Source organism: Paenibacillus sp. FSL H7-0350 (assembly GCF_038593195.1).
In the GTDB taxonomy this organism is placed as follows: Bacteria; Bacillota; Bacilli; order Paenibacillales; family Paenibacillaceae; genus Paenibacillus_AQ.
This window is the reverse complement of the sequence record NZ_CP151972.1, coordinates 2,613,508-2,632,958: the sequence shown is the minus strand read 5'-3', so window position 1 is coordinate 2,632,958 and position 19,451 is coordinate 2,613,508. Positions and strand designations below refer to the sequence as shown.

Genomic DNA, 19,451 nt, shown 5'->3' with positions numbered 1-19,451 from the left:
TTGTTATTCAGGCTTACGATTTGGTATTTAGACTGGACTCAGACACTTCTATAATTATTACATGGAGGACGGGCAACCGTTCTCCATGCTTGCTTCAGAACTTCCCCCAATTCTTCAGCCCAATGCGTATACATAACAGGGAATGAGTATCGTCCAACAGAAAACAGGAAAAGAGGAGAACCATTCATGATGCTGAAATTTAATACCGCAAGAGCAGCGGCTGCTTCGCCTGAGGATATTCTAAGACAGGCATTCGCAGACCGGATAGACGAGGGCGGCCGGCTAAGCGCCGTCTTCACGGATTCCCAGTGCATCGGGGCTGCTGGCGTAGCGGGCCTTCCGCTCCGGCTGCCTGCCATTCAGGAGCTGCTGAAGCTCCCGGAAGTGGCAGCGCTGCTGCCGAAGGAGGCTGGCACTTCCGCGCTGTTCACCGTGAATGATACAGGTACGGCACTATCCCTGCATATCCGCCATGCGGGAAGACAGGAACAGACAATAGCTATACCGGAGGCGGCTGCAAGCGCGGCGCTGGTGCAGCTTCAGGCTGCGCCGGGCTGGGCGGGTGCCCTTAACGCTGAAGGCGAGCATGTCATTGACCTGCGCTCCCCTGTTCCGGGTCCGCACTTCGCGGTCAATCTGCTGCTGGGCAACCGTCTGGAGTTCCCTCATCCGCTTCAGACTACACCGAAGAGCGTGGTAGACCGTCTTGGCGGCGGCAGCTTCCGTTCCCATGCGGCTACCCAGGTGCTGGCGACCCGCTGGGATATGCGCCAGGAGGAGAATGGCTTCCCGGCCAACCGTCAATTCTATCTGTTCGAGGACGGGAAGCAGATCTTCTATTCCGCTGATCCGGGCGGAGAAGGCATTGAATCGGCGGTCTGCCGCCATTCACAGAATGTAACCATCATCACGTACCGCCTGTCCGGCGGACTTGAGATTACACGTACTATCTTCATTTTGCCGCATGCTGAAGGTCTGCCGCTGGCGACCGAGATGCAGCGGGTTACGATTACGAACCATGGAGAGAGCAGCTGCCAGCTTCGTCTGGTGTACACGGGCATGTTCGGCTCGGCAGCACCGGGCGCTCTGTTCGAGGATGTGCTGTACAGCAATGTTATTATGCAAGGCGGCGTATTGCAGGACGCTGATGGAGCCGTAGCTGCAATCAGCCCTGACTATTACCCGGAAGGCGGGCGCCATGATCTGCGCTTCCACACGATGATTATCCACGGGGAAGACGGACCAGTGCTGCCGCGCGAATATTGCGTCAGCTACAATGAGTTCGTCGGCACCGGCTCGCTCCACCGGCCATCCGGCGCACTGAAGCTGAGCAGCATTCTGCACCGCAAGGGGCCGGGCTTCTTCGCGGTAGCGGGGGAGATTCAGGTTGCTGCCGGAGCCTCGGCAGCAGTTGACCAGCTGACGGGCCTTGTCTCCGACAAGAGCGGTGCTTCCTGGAGCGATACAGTGCTGGAGGAAGAGGTGGGTGCGCTGATCGCCCGCTTCTCAAGCCGCAGCTCGGCCGAAGAAGCCTTGGCACAATCCCTGAAGTTCGTGCGGAATTACTCCAGGTTCCTGCAGGTATCCTCCGGGGACGCGGATTTCGACCAGTTTGTGAACCGTAACCTGCCTTTTCAGGTGCTCTACCAGAGTTTTGTCTCCCGCTCCTTCTGTCAGACCCAGAAAGGCTACCGGGAGATCGGCTTCCGTGAAATTCAGGATATGTATGCCTCGATGTATTATTTCGTCGGGATGGGCCGCAGCGGCCTCGTCAAGAGCCTGCTGAAAGAATGGACCAGCATGGTATTTGAGCTGGGGTATGCGTACCACAATTTCTTCTGGGCCGGCAAAGAGCCGGGCAAATGGTCCGATGATGCGCTATGGCTGATCCAGGCTGTCTACCGTTATGTCATGCTGACCGGGGATGCGGAGTTCCTGGATGAGTCTTGTCCGGTAGCAGGCACGGAGACCGAACGGCCTGTATTCGAGACCCTGAAGGCGATTATTGTCTATTCCGGACAGATCTCGATCGGACGCCACGGCCTGCCGCTGCTCGACTTCGCAGACTGGAACGACTGTCTGAAGCTCGATGACACCTACCTGAACGGCCCGGCCAAGGAAGCACTCTACCGGAAGCAGCTGGAGGCCGGCGATGTCTTCGGGGATTCGCTGGAGAGTGATTATTCCGAGAGCGTCATGAACGCCTTCCTGCTGAAGGTGGCGGTTGATGAATTGTCCGCCCTGGCCGCCCGCAAAGGCGAGCAGGCGTATGCAGATGAGCTGACCGGCTTCGGAGCCAAGCTGCGCGAACGCCTCCAGGAGCATGCCTGGAAGGGAGATTTCTTCGCCCGTGTGCTGTTCAACCGCTATCCTAACGAAGAATATACGTATCTCGGCGCTGCCGGGGACGGGATGTCTTCCGATCCGGCGAAGGACGGCTCGTACTTCCTGAATTCGTTCAGCTGGAGCATTCTGGCGGGTTGTGCGGATGAGGATCAGATTGCAGTGATGCTGGATACCATGAAGGCGCATCTGATGACGCCTTACGGCATGAAGCTGGTCTCGCCGGTAGCGCTGGGCCGGGTATCCACGCACACGGCATCGGATGAATACTTTCCGGGTGACCGCGAGAACGGCGGCGTATTCAAGCATGCCTGCATGATGGCTGCTGCGGCTATGTTCAAGGGGGCCAAGGAAGTATCCAGCCCGGATCTGGCGGCAGAGCTCTGCCGCTTGGGCTACTGGCTGCTGGACCGGATTATGCCGTTCAAGACGATGGCTGATCCGTTTGCCGTCTGCGGGAATCCGCGGTTCTGCACCCAATACAACAACAGCGAGACTGGTGAGAACATCGGTCCGATGCTTAGCGGCACCTCGACCTGGCTCACCCTCTCGCTGATGGAAGCGCTGGGTATTGAATATACGGAGCAGGGCATAGCACTGAGTCCGGTGCTGCGGGAAGAGCAGACGGAGCTTACCTATACCTTGAAGCTGGGCAGTTCCTCCTACAGGATTCAGGTCCGCAAGCCGGAGGGCTTCCACCGCATGCAGGACGGGGCAGCCCGCCTGACGCTGGACGGCCGGGTACTGGAGGACGGATTGGTACCGGCCATAGATGACGGCTTCGCCCATGAGGTAGAGCTTATCTTCGCGTAACTGACGGAATTACAGCGCCCGGTCACGGTATTCATGCGGGGTCATCCCCGCATATTCCTTAAAGAGCTTAATGAAATAATGGGCGTTGGAGTACCCGAGCTCCGAGGAAACTTCATAAATTTTGAGCGGCGTATGGATAAGCAGATACGCCGCTTTTTCCATCTTTACCTGACTGATATAGTCGCTGATCCGCTTGCCGGTCTCCAGCTTGTACATTTTGGAGAGATAGACCGGATGCATCTGGACATGGTCGGCGATGGCCTGTAGGGAGACATAGTGCAGATTACGGTTGATATACTCATGAACCTTGCGGATCAGCACGGTCCGGCTGTTCCGCCGTTCGGAATCCGTATGCTCTCTCAGCAGAAGGATAACCTCCATGGCCCATTCCCGCAGCTTGTCCGGCGTCTGAAAGGGAGCTTGCTCCAGCAGCGGATTGCCGGCAATCTCGCTCAGCAGCTTGTTATTCTTGTGGGCGAAGTAATAGAAGGCCGTCTCCAAGTGCAGACGGGCTTCCTGGATATGCTCCAGTGAACGCTCCGGACTGTGAACCAGCTCCGAGACGATAGCGTTCAGCTTGTCTTCAATGCCCTGCCAGTTGTTCGCTTCGAACATGTGGAACAGCAGCGGGGGCTCATACAGCGGCTGGAGAATCTCCACGGGCTGGGAGCTGCTGTTATCCGTGGTATCGAGATAGATGCCGGTCTCGCTGCCGATATGCTGGCGGATGGCTGAGATGGCGGATTGATAGAGAGTATAGACCTGATCCGGGAAGTCTCCCCAGCCGGTGGTCACCACGGACAGGCCGCCTCCCATCAGGGTGCTGACATGATTCTGCAGCTGATAGGCAGCCTGGGCCACCTCATTTCCAGGATTGCCGCCGTGTTCCGAATCCTCCCTGGGCTGCAGCAGGAATACGAGATAATCATGCACATCCTTGCAGGACCAGATTAGGAACCGGTCTTGGAACAGCTCCTGGGCGATATTAATGATCGCATATTCAAACAGCAGCATGCTGTGCATATCCTGGCGCCGGAAGAATTCCTCGGGACGGACCACGGCCAGACAGACCGGCAGACCGGCCCTGAACGGCAGGTCGAACTGGTCCAGCCGCTCCTGGAGCTGCGGCCCGGGCAGCTTCCGTCCCTGCAGCAGCTCCCCGAGCAGGCGATCCCGCAGGATCGGCAGATGCTCGCGGAAGGTCTGCATCGTCCGCTGGTGAGAGGACCAGGCCTCCCAGTCACTGCGCAGCTTCTCCTGCAGCTTACCAATAACCGCGATCAGCTGGTCGTTCGCTATTGGCTTAAGCAGGTAGGCGCTGGCCTGCTCTTCAATAGCCTTGCGGGCATATTCAAACTCCGCATAGCCGGTCAGCATCACCACCCGGATATGCTTCCAGCGCTTACGGATGGCGGCAATCAGCTCGGTGCCGGACAACTCCGGCATATTGATATCTGTGACTACAATATCGATGGGATAACGCTGGAGCAGCTCCAGCGCCTCATACCCGGAATAAGCTTTGTGGACTTGTCCGAAGCCCATCTCCGCCCAGGGAATCGAAATGGACAGATCATCGACCACATAGGGTTCATCGTCAACCAATAGAATTTGGTGCATCAGGTTCCTCTTTCTTCTCCATACGGAGAGTTGTTATTAGACCGCCTTCCGGTGAAGGCGCAATCATCAGGCCGGAAGCCTCGCCGTAATGTAATTTGAGGCGTTGCTGGACATTCCATAGCCCGCAGCCTCCATCCTCACGCGTGGTTTCGTTGATACGTACCTGAAGTGCTGCAATAGCTTCCTCCGTCATACCGGCACCATTGTCCTCTACGGTAATGAGAATGGCTTCCCGGGTATGGCGGCCGGTGATCCGGATGGAGCCTGGGCCGATTTTTCGCTCAATGCCATGAATGATACTATTCTCTACTAGAGGCTGAATCAGCAGCCGCGGAATGTGCAGGTCCAGCAGCTCGCTCTCCATATCCACCTCGTAGCATATACGCTGCTTCCGCAGGTTCTGGATCTTCAGGTAAGTCTCCAGCAGCTTCAGCTCATCCTGAAGGGTGGTGAGGGAATGATCGACTCTGGTAATATAGCGGTAATATTCACCCAGACTGAGTGCCATGGCCTCGACAGACTCTGTATCTCCTATGGCGGCCTTGCTCTTGATGAAGAACAGGCAGTTGTACAGGAAATGCGGATTGATCTGTGATTGAAGCTGCTTCAGGTGGGCATCCTTGGCCCGGAGCTGCTCCAGATAGACCTGCTCGATCAGCGACTGAATCTTCTCGGCCATGTCATTGAATTCCTCATTAAGCAGCGTGAACTCGGGATTGGTCCGGGTATGGATACGGGTAGACCAGCGCCCTTCCTTCATCCGGTTCAGCGAACGCAGCAGCAGGCTCACCGGACGCTGCACTTGGCGGTAGAGCTGCAAGGAGAATAGCAGGCTCATCACCAGCAGGATGGCCGATCCTGTCAGGAAGGAAGAGCGGCTGCTGCGGATCGGCTGAAGAATCTCCTTCAGCGGTGAATAATGCACGACTTGCCAGTCGATGGCCGAGGAGGGCACCGAGCTGACCAGGAAGCTGCCCTGCTTAAGGTCGAAGATGTCGGAGGTGCTCTTCCCGGCTGAGATATTCAGTGCCGCGGTGACCTGCTCCGCCATCTGCCGGTCCGAACTCCGCGAGAGGATGAAGCCGAATGACGGATGGTACAAGAAGGTGTCCCCCGTGTTCTGCGACTGGTAGGCATCGAACATCCGTTCAATATTGGAGACCGGCAAATACATGGACATCAGCAGCTGTGCCTCGCGCGGCCGGCTTGTTGCCTGAGCAGGGTCTGACAAGAGCAGCCGGAAGCCTGCCTCCGCGCCGGCCCTGTCCGCCGAGATATACTCCCAGCCTGCCGGAAGCGGCTTGTGCAGGACAGAGACATCGAAGGACAGCGAAGAATCCGAGCCCAAGGTCTCCCCGCTGAAGGGCTTATACAAGACAATCCGGTTCTCCCACGTACTGGAGCTGGTCTGGAGGGACAGCTTCTCGAGCACCGTCATAATCGTCTGGGCGGGATCAATAAGATGGCCCAGCTGCGTAATCTGCTCATAATCGCGGATGGTGGGATCTCTCTGCAGGGCATACATGCTGCCCGCCAGCTGGTTGATGTTGTTATCCATCTGCTGGGTCAGGAATTCCAGATGATTGAGGTCGGTGGTTTTGATCTGACTGGTAATGACTCCGACATCCTTACGGTAGGACATTCCGTAGAACAAGAGTGTGGCAGCAATCAGCGAGAGCAGGATTGCCACCATTTTAACGAACAGGTTGGGACGCCATGCCACCATAAAGATCATCCTTTTCAAGACATTTGCTGTAATATGGAGAAGTGTATCATAAGATTATGAACTCTACGAAAAGAAGGTGGTTTCATGAAAGTCCGTTCCCCGCTATTGCTGCTGCTCCTGATCCTGTCAGGCTGCTCCTGGCACAGCACCGAATATAGTCAGCCGCCGGCTTCACCGCAGAGTACAGCCCCTCACTTCGATATTAAGGAAGGCAAATATGATCCTCCGGTAGACCTGTATACGGTCGGTTCCGTGAATCCCAATCTGAATTTCATCAAAGGGGAGAGCCTGGAGCACAACGTACATACGGCCTGGGCAGAGAAGCGGCTTGGCATCCGCATCCGTTATCTCTGGACGATCTCCGGCACCTCAGAGACCTACGCCAACAAGCTGAGGCTGGAGCTGGCCAAAGGCAATATGCCCGACATCGTAACGACCAGAGATGCCGATATTATCCAGGAGCTGATTGATTCAGGGCAATTCATGGAAGTCGGCGACCTGTTCGAGCAGCATGCGTCCGAGGTGTGGAAGAAGGCTGTTGCCGAGGATGCTTCGGCATGGAACCCCTTCGTGCGCGGCGCACACAGGTATGCCATTCCCATTATGGATTATGAATATAACTCCGATCCGCTGCTCTGGATCCGCCAGGATTGGCTGGACAAGCTGCATCTGAAAGTCCCGCAGACCCTGGATGAGCTGGAGCAGGTCATGGATGCCTTCGTCAACCGGGACCCGGACGGCAACGGGATCAAGGATACCTACGGCCTGTCGGCCGGATTCCGCAACGGCCCCAGCACCTGGATGGGAGACAGCAGCTGGGTGTTTGGCGCCTATGGTACGGTTCCTGAGCAGTGGAACCGCCGGAGTGACGGGACCCTGGAATACGGCTCCATCCAGCCCGGGGCAAGGAAGGCTGTCCAGCTCATGAAGCAATGGGTACAGCGCGGTTATCTGAGCGCTGACAGCGCCTGGCTGGATGAAGAGGGCGCAGCGAACCAGTTCATCTCTGGTAAGGCGGGTATCATTGCCGGACCCTATTGGATGCGCGGCTGGCCCCTGTCCTCTTTGACCAAGAGTGACACTCAGGCGCGTGTCCGGGCAATTGCTATCCCTTCGGGGCCGGGCGGCCTCACCATGAGAAGAGGAACCCTGCCTGTCAACGGTGCCATTCTGATCAATAAGAAGATGAAGCACCCTGAAATCTTTTTTACGTATCAGAATTATTTGTTCGATTCATACGCTACCTCGACCGGCGAGTTCGCCCATGGTCTTGCAGAGGGCTATGACTTTACCATGGCGGGCGGCCAGCCGAGCGCCCAATCTTCGGCGCTGCCGCTGGGCGGCATCCGCGTAGCCTCGTACACGCTAACCTTCGACGGGGCCCGGATTCCCTCCGGGGTCATCCGGGAGATCCCGAAGGACATTGCCCCTCTGCTGCTGGGCCAGAAGGAGGCTTCCCGCAAGGAGCAGTTCACGGGTCCTCCGACAGCGACGATGCAGCGCGACGGCGAGCTGCTGAAGAAGCTGGAGCAGAAAAGCTTCATCAAAATCATCTTCGCGGACAGCCCGCTTGAAGAATTCGACGAATTCGTGCACAAGTGGAACACCTACGGCGGACTTACCGAAACCATGGAGGTCAATGCCTGGGACCGCAGCAGCCGCTAGATGCCGCAGGGACAAGAAACCGCCTCTATAATAAGGCGGTTTCTTGTCGTAGATAAGCCTCAAGGCCTCTGCCTGTTTGCCTGGCGGCGGCTCCATCAAATCTGTTCCTCTTGAGCGGTATTCTTTCTATATATCGTACAGAAGGACGGCAGCAGCCGCCATACCAATGTGGCGATTGGAATAACAAATATTGAAGATGAGCCGCCATGATCCGCATAGACAAAAGGACCCCGGCGGATGCCGCTTGCGCATCGCCGGGGTCCATCACCTGCCTGCAAGTTAATTGCTTGTGTATTTCAGCCAATCGTAATAGGCGTATAGCGGGTTCGCTCCGTTATAGGAACCGAGCCAGGAATCCACACCCGTTCCGTTCCAGAGGTTCATCATGATTTTACCGGCCCGGGAGGGGATGTTGCTGGTTGCCGTATGCTTCAAGACCCCGTCTACATACCATTTAATATAACCCGGCTGCCAGTCGAAGGCGTACGTATGATAGCTCTGGGAAGCATCAAAGCCAAGATTGACAATCTGCTCATGACCGCCAACGCCATTGGTGTAATAGTTGAACTGGACCTTGGTGGTATCCTTGCCGAGGAATTCAATATCGATCTCATCCCAAGGCGTCCCGTCTGAAGGCCCGGTGTAGGTGAAGAAGGAGGAGACGATCCCGCTGTTCTTGGCCGGCTTCATACTGACCTCGTATTTGCCGTAGCTGTACTTGTTCACAGAGCGGTACTCCGCGCCGTCAAATTTATTATTGCTGGGACTGGTCAGGGCCAGACGAAGCTGTCCGCCACTGGTGAAAGAGATGTTATTCGCACGCCAGGTACAGTTGAACATGGAGCCATTCGAGTATCCGTCTGCTTTTTGCCAGGTTGCGGGGTTGAAGTAAGTCAGAGGCTCATTAAAGACGGTGGCCGCCGAAACGGACGGAGCTCCTGTCAGCAGACCAGCAAGCAGCAGGGTCATTCCTGCACCGAATAACTTGTGTAGCTTTCTCCTCATATACAATACCCTCCTCAATAATGTAGGCGCTTTACAATATGATTGTAACGAACCTTGAGCCCGGCCACTATACCAACCTGCGAATTAAAATAACAAAAAACCAATTTTTTGCAGAGCGGAGTATTTCATTCCCCTCCCACACATACTAATAGGGCATGATGGTTAAGGGCTGTACAAGTTCAGGAGGGAGATTATGGAGGAGTGGTTCCGCAGTAAATGGCTCCGCTGGATGATCGGCGTGCTGCTCTCACTGATTATTCTATATTTCGTCTGGCTGCTCCGTCCGATGCTGAATGGGGTATTCCTGTTTCTAAAAGCGATCCTGGCCCCGTTCCTGGCCGCCATGATTATCTCCTATGTGCTGAATCCGGTGGTCACTATGCTCTCCCGGAGAAAAATGCCGCGCAGCGTAGCCGTCCTCCTGATCTATGCGGTGTTCCTGACCTCGCTTGCGGTGATCCTGATTAATCTGATCCCGATGTTCATGGAACAGCTGGAGGAGCTGAACGAGCATCTGCCGGAGATGACGCTGCACGCGCAGGGGCTGATGAAGGGCATGAATTCCAGACTGATTCCGCCCGGGGTGGAGGCGGGAATGAATAACTGGTTCTATCAGCTGGAGAACCGCCTAGCCGAAGGCATCTCCCACTTCCTTAATAATATCGCTTCAACCATTGGCCTGCTGTTCAACGCATTCATTGTGCCTTTTCTCGTGTTCTATATTCTGAAGGACTTCGAGGTGTTCGAACGGATGGTGGTATCCTGTCTGCCACGTTCGCGCCGCAAGTCGATTGTGATGCTGTTAAAAGACATTGATGAAGCGCTCGGCAACTATATCCGCGGGCAGTTTCTCGTCTGTATCATCATCGGCGTGCTCGCTTATATCGGTTACGCGATGATCGGCATGCCTTATGCGCTGCTGTTCGCCTGTGTTGTCGCGGTATTCAACATTATTCCGTATATGGGTCCTTTTCTGGGGGCGGCTCCGGCTATTGTAATGGCTTCGACCTTGTCATGGCGCCTTGTCCTGCTGGTGGCGGTGGTGAATACCTTATGCCAAATGCTGGAAAGTAACGTGATCTCTCCTCAGGTTGTAGGACGGAAGCTGCATCTGCATCCGCTGCTGATCATATTCGCACTGCTGGTCGGCGGAGAGATCGCCGGAATGATCGGATTGATTCTAGCCGTTCCTTTCTTCGCCGCTGCCAAGGTGGTTATTCAGCATATCATTGGCTATTATATCCGCAGAAGACCGGCTTGAGGCCACCGTAATTCACCCCATCACTTGCAGGAATAAGGGTAACTGCGGCTACTTCGGGTGAAAGGATTGACGGTACATGTATCTTTTGGTTATAATGTGGTGAATATTACGATAAGAAGAGTTATCATAGCAGTGCGATGAAGAGGAGTATTAATTCGTGAGACCGTTATTGCAGAGAGCCGGCACCCCAGGTGCGAGCCGGTTAACGGGCCGCAGTGAACTCACCTCCGAGTAATGGCGCGAGCCGCAGGTTCCTTAGGGAGACATGCGAGTGAACCGCCGTCGCCTCACCCCCGATACAGGGTGTCAAAGTGAGTGCCGGACAAAGAATGTCCGCCGCTAACTAGGGTGGTACCACGGGAATTCAAACCTCTCGTCCCTAGCGATTATACGCTAGGGATGGGAGGTTTTTTGCTGTAATAGGAAACTATAGTTTCCTGTTGCTGTGAAAAAGGTGTGTGAATTTGTGAATAAGAGTTCTTGGAAGGTTTCGTAAAATGGCTATTTTGCTGAATGTGACTGAAGTTCTGGTTAAAACCGAATACAATCGGCTGGTATAGCGGCACACGGCCTGAATGTATGTGAAAAACAGTATACATTATGATCGAAATGAGGCATATGGACCAAATGTATGTGAAAAACAGCATACATTGTCTTCGCACAAAGGTATACTTATTCATCTGTTAGGATGATTTTGTCCCGGTTAGCCCAGCGAATCATGGGCGGCTCTTGAGCTTTGCTGTTCCGCCGGGGGAACAGATGGTGTTTACCTAAGTTACAGAGTAATGGAACGGAAAGAAATTTTGGAGCCGGAGCAACGTTAGTGGCCGCCATTAGATTCGGATTTCGACCGCGGAGAGCGGCTCTAATCATGAAATCTGAATCTAACAGCGGGTGGAGGCCCAAAACTTTTTTGTAGTGGAGACTAATCTCTTAACTTTTTAAGACAGCAGCAGTACTACCTAATACAGCAACACTCCAAGGAGGAGCACAAGATGAGCGATAATATTGGATACCGCGCCCAGACCATCGAGCCGAAATGGCAGAAATTCTGGGATGAGAACAAGACCTTTAAGACAAGTGAAGAATCTGGCAAGCCGAAGTTCTACGCCCTGGATATGTTCCCGTATCCTTCCGGCGCAGGACTGCACGTAGGCCACCCGGAAGGCTATACCGCCACCGACATCGTGTCCCGCTTCAAACGGATGCGCGGCTACAACGTGCTGCACCCGATGGGCTGGGATGCCTTCGGACTTCCGGCCGAGCAGTATGCAATGGATACCGGCCAGCATCCGCGTGATATCACCTTCAAGAACATTGACAATTTCCGCCGCCAGATCAAGTCGCTGGGCTTCTCCTACGACTGGGACCGCGAGATCAGCACGACAGATCCGGGGTACTACAAGTGGACGCAGTGGATTTTCATCCAGCTGTACAACCGCGGACTGGCTTATGTGGCCGAAGTATCGGTGAACTGGTGCGAGGCGCTGGGAACTGTTCTGGCGAACGAAGAAGTCATCGACGGCAAAAGCGAGCGCGGCGGCCATCCCGTCGTCCGCAGACCGATGCGCCAGTGGATTCTGAAGATTACCGAATACGCCGACCGCCTGCTGGAGGATCTGGAGGAGCTGGACTGGGAAGAGAGCATCAAGGATATGCAGCGCAACTGGATCGGCAAATCGACCGGTGCTGAGGTGACCTTTGCGATTGAGGGGCATGAGGCGGTGCTTGAAGTGTTCACTACCCGTCCCGATACCCTGTTCGGAGCAAGCTATTGCGTACTCGCACCCGAGCATAAGCTGGTGGATGCCATTACCACAGACGAGCAGAAGGCCGCCGTTGCTGAATACCGCGACAAGGCTTCCCGCAAGAGCGATCTGGAACGCACCGATCTGGCTAAGGAGAAAAGCGGTGTGTTCACCGGCGCGTATGCGATTAATCCGGTGAACGGCGCGCAGGTGCCGATCTGGATTGCCGACTACGTGCTGGCCGGCTACGGTACCGGAGCGATTATGGCCGTTCCGGGCCATGACGCCCGCGACTGGGAATTCGCCAAGCAGTTCGGCCTGAACATCATCGAAGTGGTGCAGGGCGGCAATATCGAAGAAGAAGCCTACTCCGGTGACGGTCCGCATGTCAATTCAGGATTCCTCGACGGTCTGTCCAATACTGAAGCGATGGCTCAGATGATCGCCTGGCTGGAAGAGAAGGGCAGCGGCAAGGGCAAAGTGACCTACCGCCTGCGCGACTGGCTGTTCAGCCGCCAGCGTTACTGGGGCGAGCCGATTCCGATTCTGCACCTGGAAGACGGCACGATGAAGACTGTGCCTGTGGATCAGCTTCCGCTGCTCCTGCCTGATGTGGATGCTATCAAGCCATCGGGCACCGGTGAGTCCCCGCTGGCGAATGTGACGGAGTGGGTGGAGACGGTTGATCCTGAGACCGGCATGAAGGCCCGCCGCGAGACTAATACTATGCCTCAATGGGCCGGTAGCTGCTGGTACTACTTGCGCTATATCGATCCGCACAATGATCAGGAGCTGTGTTCACCGGAGAAGCAGAAGGAATGGCTGCCGGTTGACCTGTACATCGGCGGAGCCGAGCATGCGGTGCTTCACCTGCTGTATGCCCGCTTCTGGCATAAGGTACTCTATGATATCGGCGTAGTCGATACCAAGGAGCCGTTCCACAAGCTGGTCAATCAGGGAATGATCCTGGGGAACAACAACGAGAAGATGAGTAAATCGCGCGGCAATGTCATTAATCCGGATGAGATCGTGGAAGCCTACGGGGCAGATACCCTGCGCGTCTATGAGATGTTCATGGGGCCGCTGGAGGCCACCAAGCCTTGGAACGAAAAGGGCGTCGAAGGCATTCACCGCTTCCTCTCCCGCGTATGGCGCCTGTTCGTGAATGAAGACGGCAGCCTCAGCGCGAAGATTTCAGAGGGCGGGGGCACAGATGAATTCAAACGCACCTGGCACAAGACGCTGAAGAAGGTCACTGAGGATTTCGAGCTGCTGCGCTTCAATACGGCGATCAGCCAGCTGATGATTTTCATCAATGACGCTTACAAGCAGGAGAGCCTGTCCAAGGAAGCGGCGGAGCAGTTCGTGCAGATGCTGTCCCCGCTGGCACCGCATATTGCCGAAGAGCTGTGGCAGCTGTTGGGTCACGAAGGAAGCATCAGCTATGTTGCCTGGCCGGCCTATGATGAAGCCTTAACCGTAGATGCTGAGGTTGAGATCGTGGTACAGGTGAACGGTAAAATCGTCCAGCGCGCGCTGATTTCGGCGGAGATGGGCCAACAGGAGATGCAGGACCACGCTCTGGCCCTGCCGAATGTGAAGGCAGCCGTCGAAGGCAAAACCGTACGCAAAATCATTGCCGTTCCCGGCAAGCTGGTAAATATCGTAGTGGGTTAAGCGAAGAACGCAATTCTGCCCGCAGCAACGGAGGTATCCGTGCTGCGGGCTTTCTTGGTTTCGGGGCGGCGGACCCGGACGGAGGTGCGGGTACCGCTGGCTGCTGCGCAGGAAGTGGCGAGACAATGAATGGGCATTTCTAGCGGTCGGTGCGGCTCTGTGCAATGCTGCCAAGTCCGAACAGCTCGTCGAGCTTTTCCACATCCTCATCGTACTTGTCATGTGTTGTGGTAATCAGACGTTCAAATACCCCCTCCAGACTGGTCTGTAAATGATTCAGGGCTTGCGCGGTAATGCCCCCGCGGACGGCAACCCGTTCCTGCAACTCCTGCGGGGTGAACGAGCCTTCGGTCAGCAGCTTACCCGTACCCAGTAGCATCTCACCCGCCAACCGGGTAACCAGGGCTTCGTCGATGCCGGTTGCTTCTACAGCCGCTTCAATCCACCGCTCCAGGAAATAGCTCAGAAAGGCCGGACCGCAGCTGGAGAAATCCGAGGCGATCCGCGTATGACCCTCCGGAATTTCCTCAGGAACTCCAATGCAGGAGAATAACTGGAGCAGCAGCAGCCTGTCTTTTTTATTTAACCGGCTTCCAAAAATGCACAGCGAACTCCCGCCTCTGACGGAATGGGTGATGCTGGGAATGATTTTGGCGACCTTGGAGGGCAGGACCGATTCCAGATGGTAGAGCTGCACAGGGCTTGTAATAGATACAACAATCTGATCGCTGCGCAGATAAGGGGAGATCTCATCGGTTACCCTCTTGAACTGCAAAGGCTTGACGCACAGGAGCACAAGGTCGCTCTCTGAGGCGGCTTCGATGTTGCCGGAGCATATCGTAATTCCGGGATGAAGCTTCTTCAGCTCCATCAGCCTGCCCGGGCTGCGGTTGCTGGCCATCACATCACATGGATCAAGGGCTCCCGACCGAAGGAAGGTGTCGATCAGCAAACTTCCCATGCTGCCTGTTCCGATAAATCCCACTTTCATCCTGTGGTACCTCCTTTCTTATGCTGCTGGCTTGCTTACAGGAATACTCTTCGTTAAGTGTATGCAGGCCAGACTTGGACCAATGACAGGTTTTAATCGGATTTTTGAATAAAATTCCAGTTTGATGAGGGAGGACAACCTGATGGATAAAAGAATGATCATTTGCGCCATCACCGCTGCGCTGCTGGGCGGCAGTCTGGTGTGGGCCGCAGACCACAGAGCACAGGACGCCGGCATTGCCGGATGGTCAACGCTGAATGCCGGAATGGCGCAGGCGCTGGGAGTGGCGGACGAAGGTGAGGCAGGCAGTGCAGCCGCCGGGGGTGATGGCGGGAGTGTGGTAGCGGGTGGAAGTATGGCAAGTGGAGCGGCAGGCGGTGAGGAAGTTGGTCGCGGTACGGCGGGGAGTGTCGAGGTAACTGGTGGCGGTACGGCGGCGGGGGATGGGGCGGTTGGCGGGAATGTTGCAGGTGAGGCGGGTAGTGGAGTTGTTGGCGGTGTGGCCACCGGTGGTGGAACAGCAGGCGCTGGAGCGGCAAGTGCCGGGATAGCGGGTGCGGCGGACTCAGGAGCGGCGGGAAGCGGCGGTGCAAATGGAACGTCGGCTGCAACAGCTGGAGCCGCTCACATTGCAGCTCCGGCAGCGGCTGACGGCCGGATTAATGTGAACACTGCCGACATCAAGCTCCTCATGGATCTGCCGGGCATCGGAGAGAAGAAGGCGCAGGCGATTGTCGATTATCGCACCAGTAAGGGAGCGTTCCGCAGCGCGAACGAGCTAGGGAAGGTTAAGGGCATCGGCCCCAAGCTGCTGGAGAAGCTGAAACCGCTGGTAGCCTTTTAAGACCGCCGTCCTGATTGTCTACGAACAGCCTGTCTGCCGGGGCATAATAAGTTTCAACTGCACTCTGTACATTAGATTAGCCCTCAATCCGCCTGAAAACTAAATCTGCTGCACTTCGAACATTAGAATTTTGAAAATGTGGGTCTTTAGAGACTAAATGAGAGAATCCATTGTATGAAGTGCAGCAGAACGTTACTTAGGCGCTGAGAATGCATCTTCTACTGTATGAAGTGCAATCACACCCCGCTCTACGGATGAGCAAATGCAGTGTAGAAGTGGCAGGACGGGAGATCTAAGCGAGAGATAGGCGAAATGTAGGCTGTTGCGGGCTATCAATATCCTAGTGAAAACGCAGCCAGGTATGCTACAATAATGAACAACTATTTAGAGAAAGTGGAGATTGCTGATGACTGTGGCTTACCGCAAGAACTGGGATACATACTTCATGGATATTGCCTGCATGGTCTCCACCCGTTCGCGCTGTCCCCGCCGCCATGTCGGCGCGGTGCTGGTGCAGGGGAAGAAGCTGCTGGGTACGGCCTATAACGGTGCGCCGATGGGGGTGCCGGACTGCTCGGAAGCAGGCTGTATGGTATCTGAGCAATACGAGCGTGAGATGATAGACGGTGTAGAGACAATGGTCAAAAAGCAGCGCTGTATCCGTACAATCCATGCCGAGCAGAATCTGCTGCTGTTCACAGACCGGAGCGACCGGGAAGGCAGTACGGTCTACGTTACGGATGAGCCGTGCTGGACCTGTGCCAATATGCTGGCTAACAGCGGAATCGTGGAGATTGTCTACCTTCGTCCTTACAAGAAAGACATGGAGAAGGTACAGGCGATGCTCACCTCCAAAGGAATCGTGTTCCGTCAATTGGAGAACTACGAGCCGCCTAAGGAAACGATGATTTCGATATCTGAATAACGGCGTACACCGGCGGAATTTCAATTATAGCTCCAGAGGAAGAACCTCTGTACACGCATTCGTATGCGTATGCAGGGGTTCTTTGGCGTCTAGAGCTAATTAGGAAGGAGAGATGATCATGAACAGGAGGCCTCTCTTAAGCTTCACGGTTTGCTGGGTGGCGGGAAGTGCCGCAGGTTGTATGTTCTCTGGCCGCAGTCTGCTATTCTGCCTCGCAGGGCTATTGTTGCTGCCTGTAGTCTGGGCGGTGAGCGGCGGAATACGCTGGAGGAAGGCTGCGGTGTTGGTGACAGCACTGATCCTGGCAGCCCTATACTGGGAATATAGTGAGGTACGCAATGTGAGTCTGCTGCCTGAGGTGCTGGGGCACCCGGTGAGCGAACTGAATGAAGCATATATAACAGCCGCAGGCGTTATCGCTTCTCCGGTGGAGCGGGACGGGGACCGGGTTGATTTTGTCGTGAAGCTGTCCGGGATCAGTCTGCATCAGCAAGGGGAACAGTCTGCCGCAGCGGGAGCAGTGGGGAGTGACCCTGAAGGTGAACGTGTAACTGTACAGATCAAGCTCCAGGAGGAAAGTGAGATAGCAGAGGCAGCCTTGTGGCAGCGGGGAGACCGGGTGGTCATTGAGGGGGAATTGATCCAGCCCCAGATAGCGCGCAACTTCGGCGGATTCGACTACCGTGCCTATCTGCTCACCCAAAAGATACACTGGCTGCTCAAAGGAACAGGTACCGCCAGTGTAAAGGTTAACCCTCAAGTCTCGTGGGAGCCATCCACTATTCTGCGCTGGAATGATAAGGCAAGATCTGTGCTCGGTGCAGAAATGAGCCGCTTATTTCAGGAGCCTCATGCGGGTTATATGAAGGGCCTTGTCATCGGCATCCAAAAGGAACTGGACCCGGAGACCTTCAGACAGTTCTCGCAGCTCGGGCTCACTCACATCCTGGCCATTTCGGGGATGCATGTAGCGGTGTACGTCGGAGTAATCCTGGTTCTGCTGCGCCGCTGCCGCTTAACCAGAGAAACCGCACTGACGGTGACTCTGCTGCTGGTTCCGGTCTATGTGCTGCTGTCCGGGGCCGGGCCGTCCGTGATCCGCGCCGGGATCATGAGCATGATTGCCCTGCTGGCGGCAAGACTGGGCATACTCAAGGATGGGCTGAATATTCTGGCTGCATCCGCTCTGATGATGCTGGTCTGGAATCCTTATTTGCTGCTTAGTGTTAGCTTTCAGCTGTCTTTTCTGGTGACGGCAGGACTCATGGTGTATACACCGCTCGCTGCGCCCCTATTCAGGCGGTTACCGGGCTGGCTGGGCAGCAGCCTCTCGGTAACGATTATTGCTCAACTGGTCTCGTTTCCACTGACGATTTATTACTTCAACCAATTCTCGCTGTTGTCCGTTGCGGCCAATCTGCTGCTGGTTCCCTTCATCACCTTCCTGGTGCTGCCTTTGGGAACACTGGCGCTGCTCCTTGGGAGGGTCTGGAATGCAGCCGCACTCCTGACCGCGCAGCTAGCGGAGATACTGAATAATATCACTTTTGCGGCAGTGGAGTGGGTGAACGGGTTCACCGCCGGGGTACTGATCTGGGCTTCGCCGTCAATCCTGTGGATCTGCCTCTACTACGGTCTGCTATACGGTTTGCTATACGCCTTGAAGCGGCAGACAGAGGCGAAGCTGGTTCCCCAGTTCATGGACGATGAGACCCGTCCGCTGGCGGAGCTGGAGAGGCCGGAACCGCGAGGTAACATCCGTGGCAGAGCTGGCCGCAATAACGTTCTGAATTCGGCAGGGGCTGCAAACAGCGGAAGAGCCGAGCTCACCTTTCAAGCCTATCCTCAATCAGGCCTATCACGCTGGAGCAATTCTGCAGCCATACTGTGCGCTATAGGCCTGACCATTCTGCTCTACAAAGGCTATAACGCCGAGGTTATAAGCGATGGCTCCGGTTCCATCAGCTACCTGGATATAGGTCAGGGGGACAGCAGCCTGATCACCACGCCGGGCGGAGCACATATCCTCGTGGACGGCGGCGGGACCGTGAGCTTCAGCAACCGGGAGGAATGGCGCATCCGCCGCAGCCCGTTCGAGGTTGGGGCGAAGACGCTGCTGCCGCTCCTGAAGCAACGGGGCATCCACCGGCTGGACGCGGTTATTCTGACGCATGGCGATCAGGACCATGCCGGAGGGCTCCAGGCGGTGCTGGAAGGGATGCCGGTATCGGCGCTGCTGTTCAACGGAACATTGGCTGACACGGAGCCGTATACCAAGCTGATGGCGACAGCGCTGGACGCGGGTGTCCGGCTGTATCCGGTGCAGCAGGGCAAGATGCTGGCCCCGGACGAGGCCACGCGGCTGGACTTCCTCTGGCCGGAGCCGCGAGCGGATGGACATACCCTGCCGGAGGAAGTGGAGGACCAGAACCACGAATCGGTGGTATTCCGGCTGGAGATGAACGGGCGGAGCTTTCTTTTCACAGGAGATATGGACCAGGCGGCAGAGGAAACAATCTTACATTCCGCAAATCAATCCGGTATTAAGCAAGGCAGTCCCATCGACGTCCTCAAAGTCTCCCACCACGGCAGCAAAACAGCCACCAGTGCAGACTGGCTGGCCTTCTGGACCCCCGGGGCTGCTGTCATCTCCGCCGGTATGAATAACCTGTACGGACATCCGCATGGGACCGTGCTGGAGCGGCTGGCCGATATGGGAACAAGCATCTACCGGACGGATCAGCAGGGGGAGATTCAGCTCAGAGTGGACAAGGAGGGCATCACCATATGCTACAAGCTCACCCCCACCCCCGTCCCGCACTAAGACTCTGTACCT

12 protein-coding genes are annotated in these 19,451 nt (G+C 55.8%); 7 read left to right on the top strand and 5 right to left on the bottom strand.

The features are described 5' to 3' along the window. Nucleotides 1-186 precede the first annotated feature (186 nt). Nucleotides 187-3,156 carry a hypothetical protein gene (locus NYE24_RS12065; RefSeq protein ID WP_342478746.1) on the top strand — a complete coding sequence of 990 codons (2,970 nt, stop codon included), beginning with the start codon at nucleotides 187-189 and terminating at the stop codon, nucleotides 3,154-3,156. 9 nt (nucleotides 3,157-3,165) lie between these two features. Here NYE24_RS12065 and NYE24_RS12060 read toward each other — a convergent pair whose 3' ends face one another. Together NYE24_RS12060 and NYE24_RS12055 are read right to left on the bottom strand one after the other, a co-directional pair. Further along, nucleotides 3,166-4,773: a response regulator gene (locus NYE24_RS12060; RefSeq protein WP_076154178.1), complete on the bottom strand. Its 1,608-nt coding sequence runs from the start codon at nucleotides 4,771-4,773 to the stop codon at nucleotides 3,166-3,168. Then, nucleotides 4,751-6,499: a sensor histidine kinase gene (locus NYE24_RS12055; RefSeq protein WP_342478745.1), complete on the bottom strand. Its 1,749-nt coding sequence runs from the start codon at nucleotides 6,497-6,499 to the stop codon at nucleotides 4,751-4,753. The genes NYE24_RS12060 and NYE24_RS12055 overlap by 23 nt, the downstream gene beginning before the upstream one ends. An 84-nt stretch (nucleotides 6,500-6,583) precedes the next feature. Between NYE24_RS12055 and NYE24_RS12050 the strand changes: the two genes are divergently transcribed. Next, entirely contained in the window at nucleotides 6,584-8,164 is a 1,581-nt protein-coding gene (locus tag NYE24_RS12050) for an extracellular solute-binding protein (RefSeq protein WP_341026444.1), read from the top strand. A 279-nt stretch (nucleotides 8,165-8,443) separates the two neighbouring features. Here the strand turns inward: NYE24_RS12050 and NYE24_RS12045 are convergent, their stop codons facing one another. After that, a complete protein-coding gene (locus NYE24_RS12045) occupies nucleotides 8,444-9,169 on the bottom strand; it encodes a glycoside hydrolase family 16 protein (RefSeq protein ID WP_076154180.1) in 726 nt (241 codons plus the stop codon). A gap of 193 nt (nucleotides 9,170-9,362) precedes the next feature. Between NYE24_RS12045 and NYE24_RS12040 the strand changes: the two genes are divergently transcribed. Both NYE24_RS12040 and leuS read left to right on the top strand, forming a co-directional pair. After that, nucleotides 9,363-10,430 (top strand): AI-2E family transporter, encoded by a 1,068-nt coding sequence (locus NYE24_RS12040; protein WP_076154181.1) that lies wholly within the window; start codon nucleotides 9,363-9,365, stop codon nucleotides 10,428-10,430. A gap of 995 nt (nucleotides 10,431-11,425) precedes the next feature. Next, nucleotides 11,426-13,855, top strand: a complete 2,430-nt coding sequence (gene leuS / locus NYE24_RS12035; RefSeq protein ID WP_076154182.1) for a leucine--tRNA ligase — start codon at nucleotides 11,426-11,428, stop codon at nucleotides 13,853-13,855. Here the strand turns inward: leuS and NYE24_RS12030 are convergent. After that, nucleotides 13,852-13,992 carry a hypothetical protein gene (locus NYE24_RS12030; protein WP_342478744.1) on the bottom strand — a complete coding sequence of 47 codons (141 nt, stop codon included), beginning with the start codon at nucleotides 13,990-13,992 and terminating at the stop codon, nucleotides 13,852-13,854. The genes leuS and NYE24_RS12030 overlap by 4 nt on opposite strands. A 2-nt stretch (nucleotides 13,993-13,994) precedes the next feature. Then, nucleotides 13,995-14,846 (bottom strand): late competence protein ComER, encoded by an 852-nt coding sequence (comER, locus tag NYE24_RS12025; RefSeq protein WP_036690491.1) that lies wholly within the window; start codon nucleotides 14,844-14,846, stop codon nucleotides 13,995-13,997. Between the two features lie 142 nt (nucleotides 14,847-14,988). On the opposite strand from comER, the gene NYE24_RS12020 reads away from it, so the two are divergent. The 3 genes from NYE24_RS12020 to NYE24_RS12010 all read left to right on the top strand — a co-directional run bounded on the left by NYE24_RS12020 (nucleotide 14,989) and on the right by NYE24_RS12010 (nucleotide 19,439). Next, nucleotides 14,989-15,690, top strand: coding sequence for a helix-hairpin-helix domain-containing protein (locus tag NYE24_RS12020; RefSeq protein WP_051493130.1), 702 nt, complete (start codon nucleotides 14,989-14,991; stop codon nucleotides 15,688-15,690). Nucleotides 15,691-16,096: 406 nt separating this feature from the next. Continuing rightward, on the top strand, nucleotides 16,097-16,615 hold the full coding sequence (locus NYE24_RS12015; RefSeq protein ID WP_036690490.1) for a dCMP deaminase family protein: 519 nt from the start codon (nucleotides 16,097-16,099) through the stop codon (nucleotides 16,613-16,615). 118 nt (nucleotides 16,616-16,733) lie between these two features. Beyond that, a complete protein-coding gene (locus NYE24_RS12010; RefSeq protein WP_342478743.1) occupies nucleotides 16,734-19,439 on the top strand; it encodes a ComEC/Rec2 family competence protein in 2,706 nt (901 codons plus the stop codon). The last annotated feature ends 12 nt before the right edge of the window (nucleotides 19,440-19,451 follow it).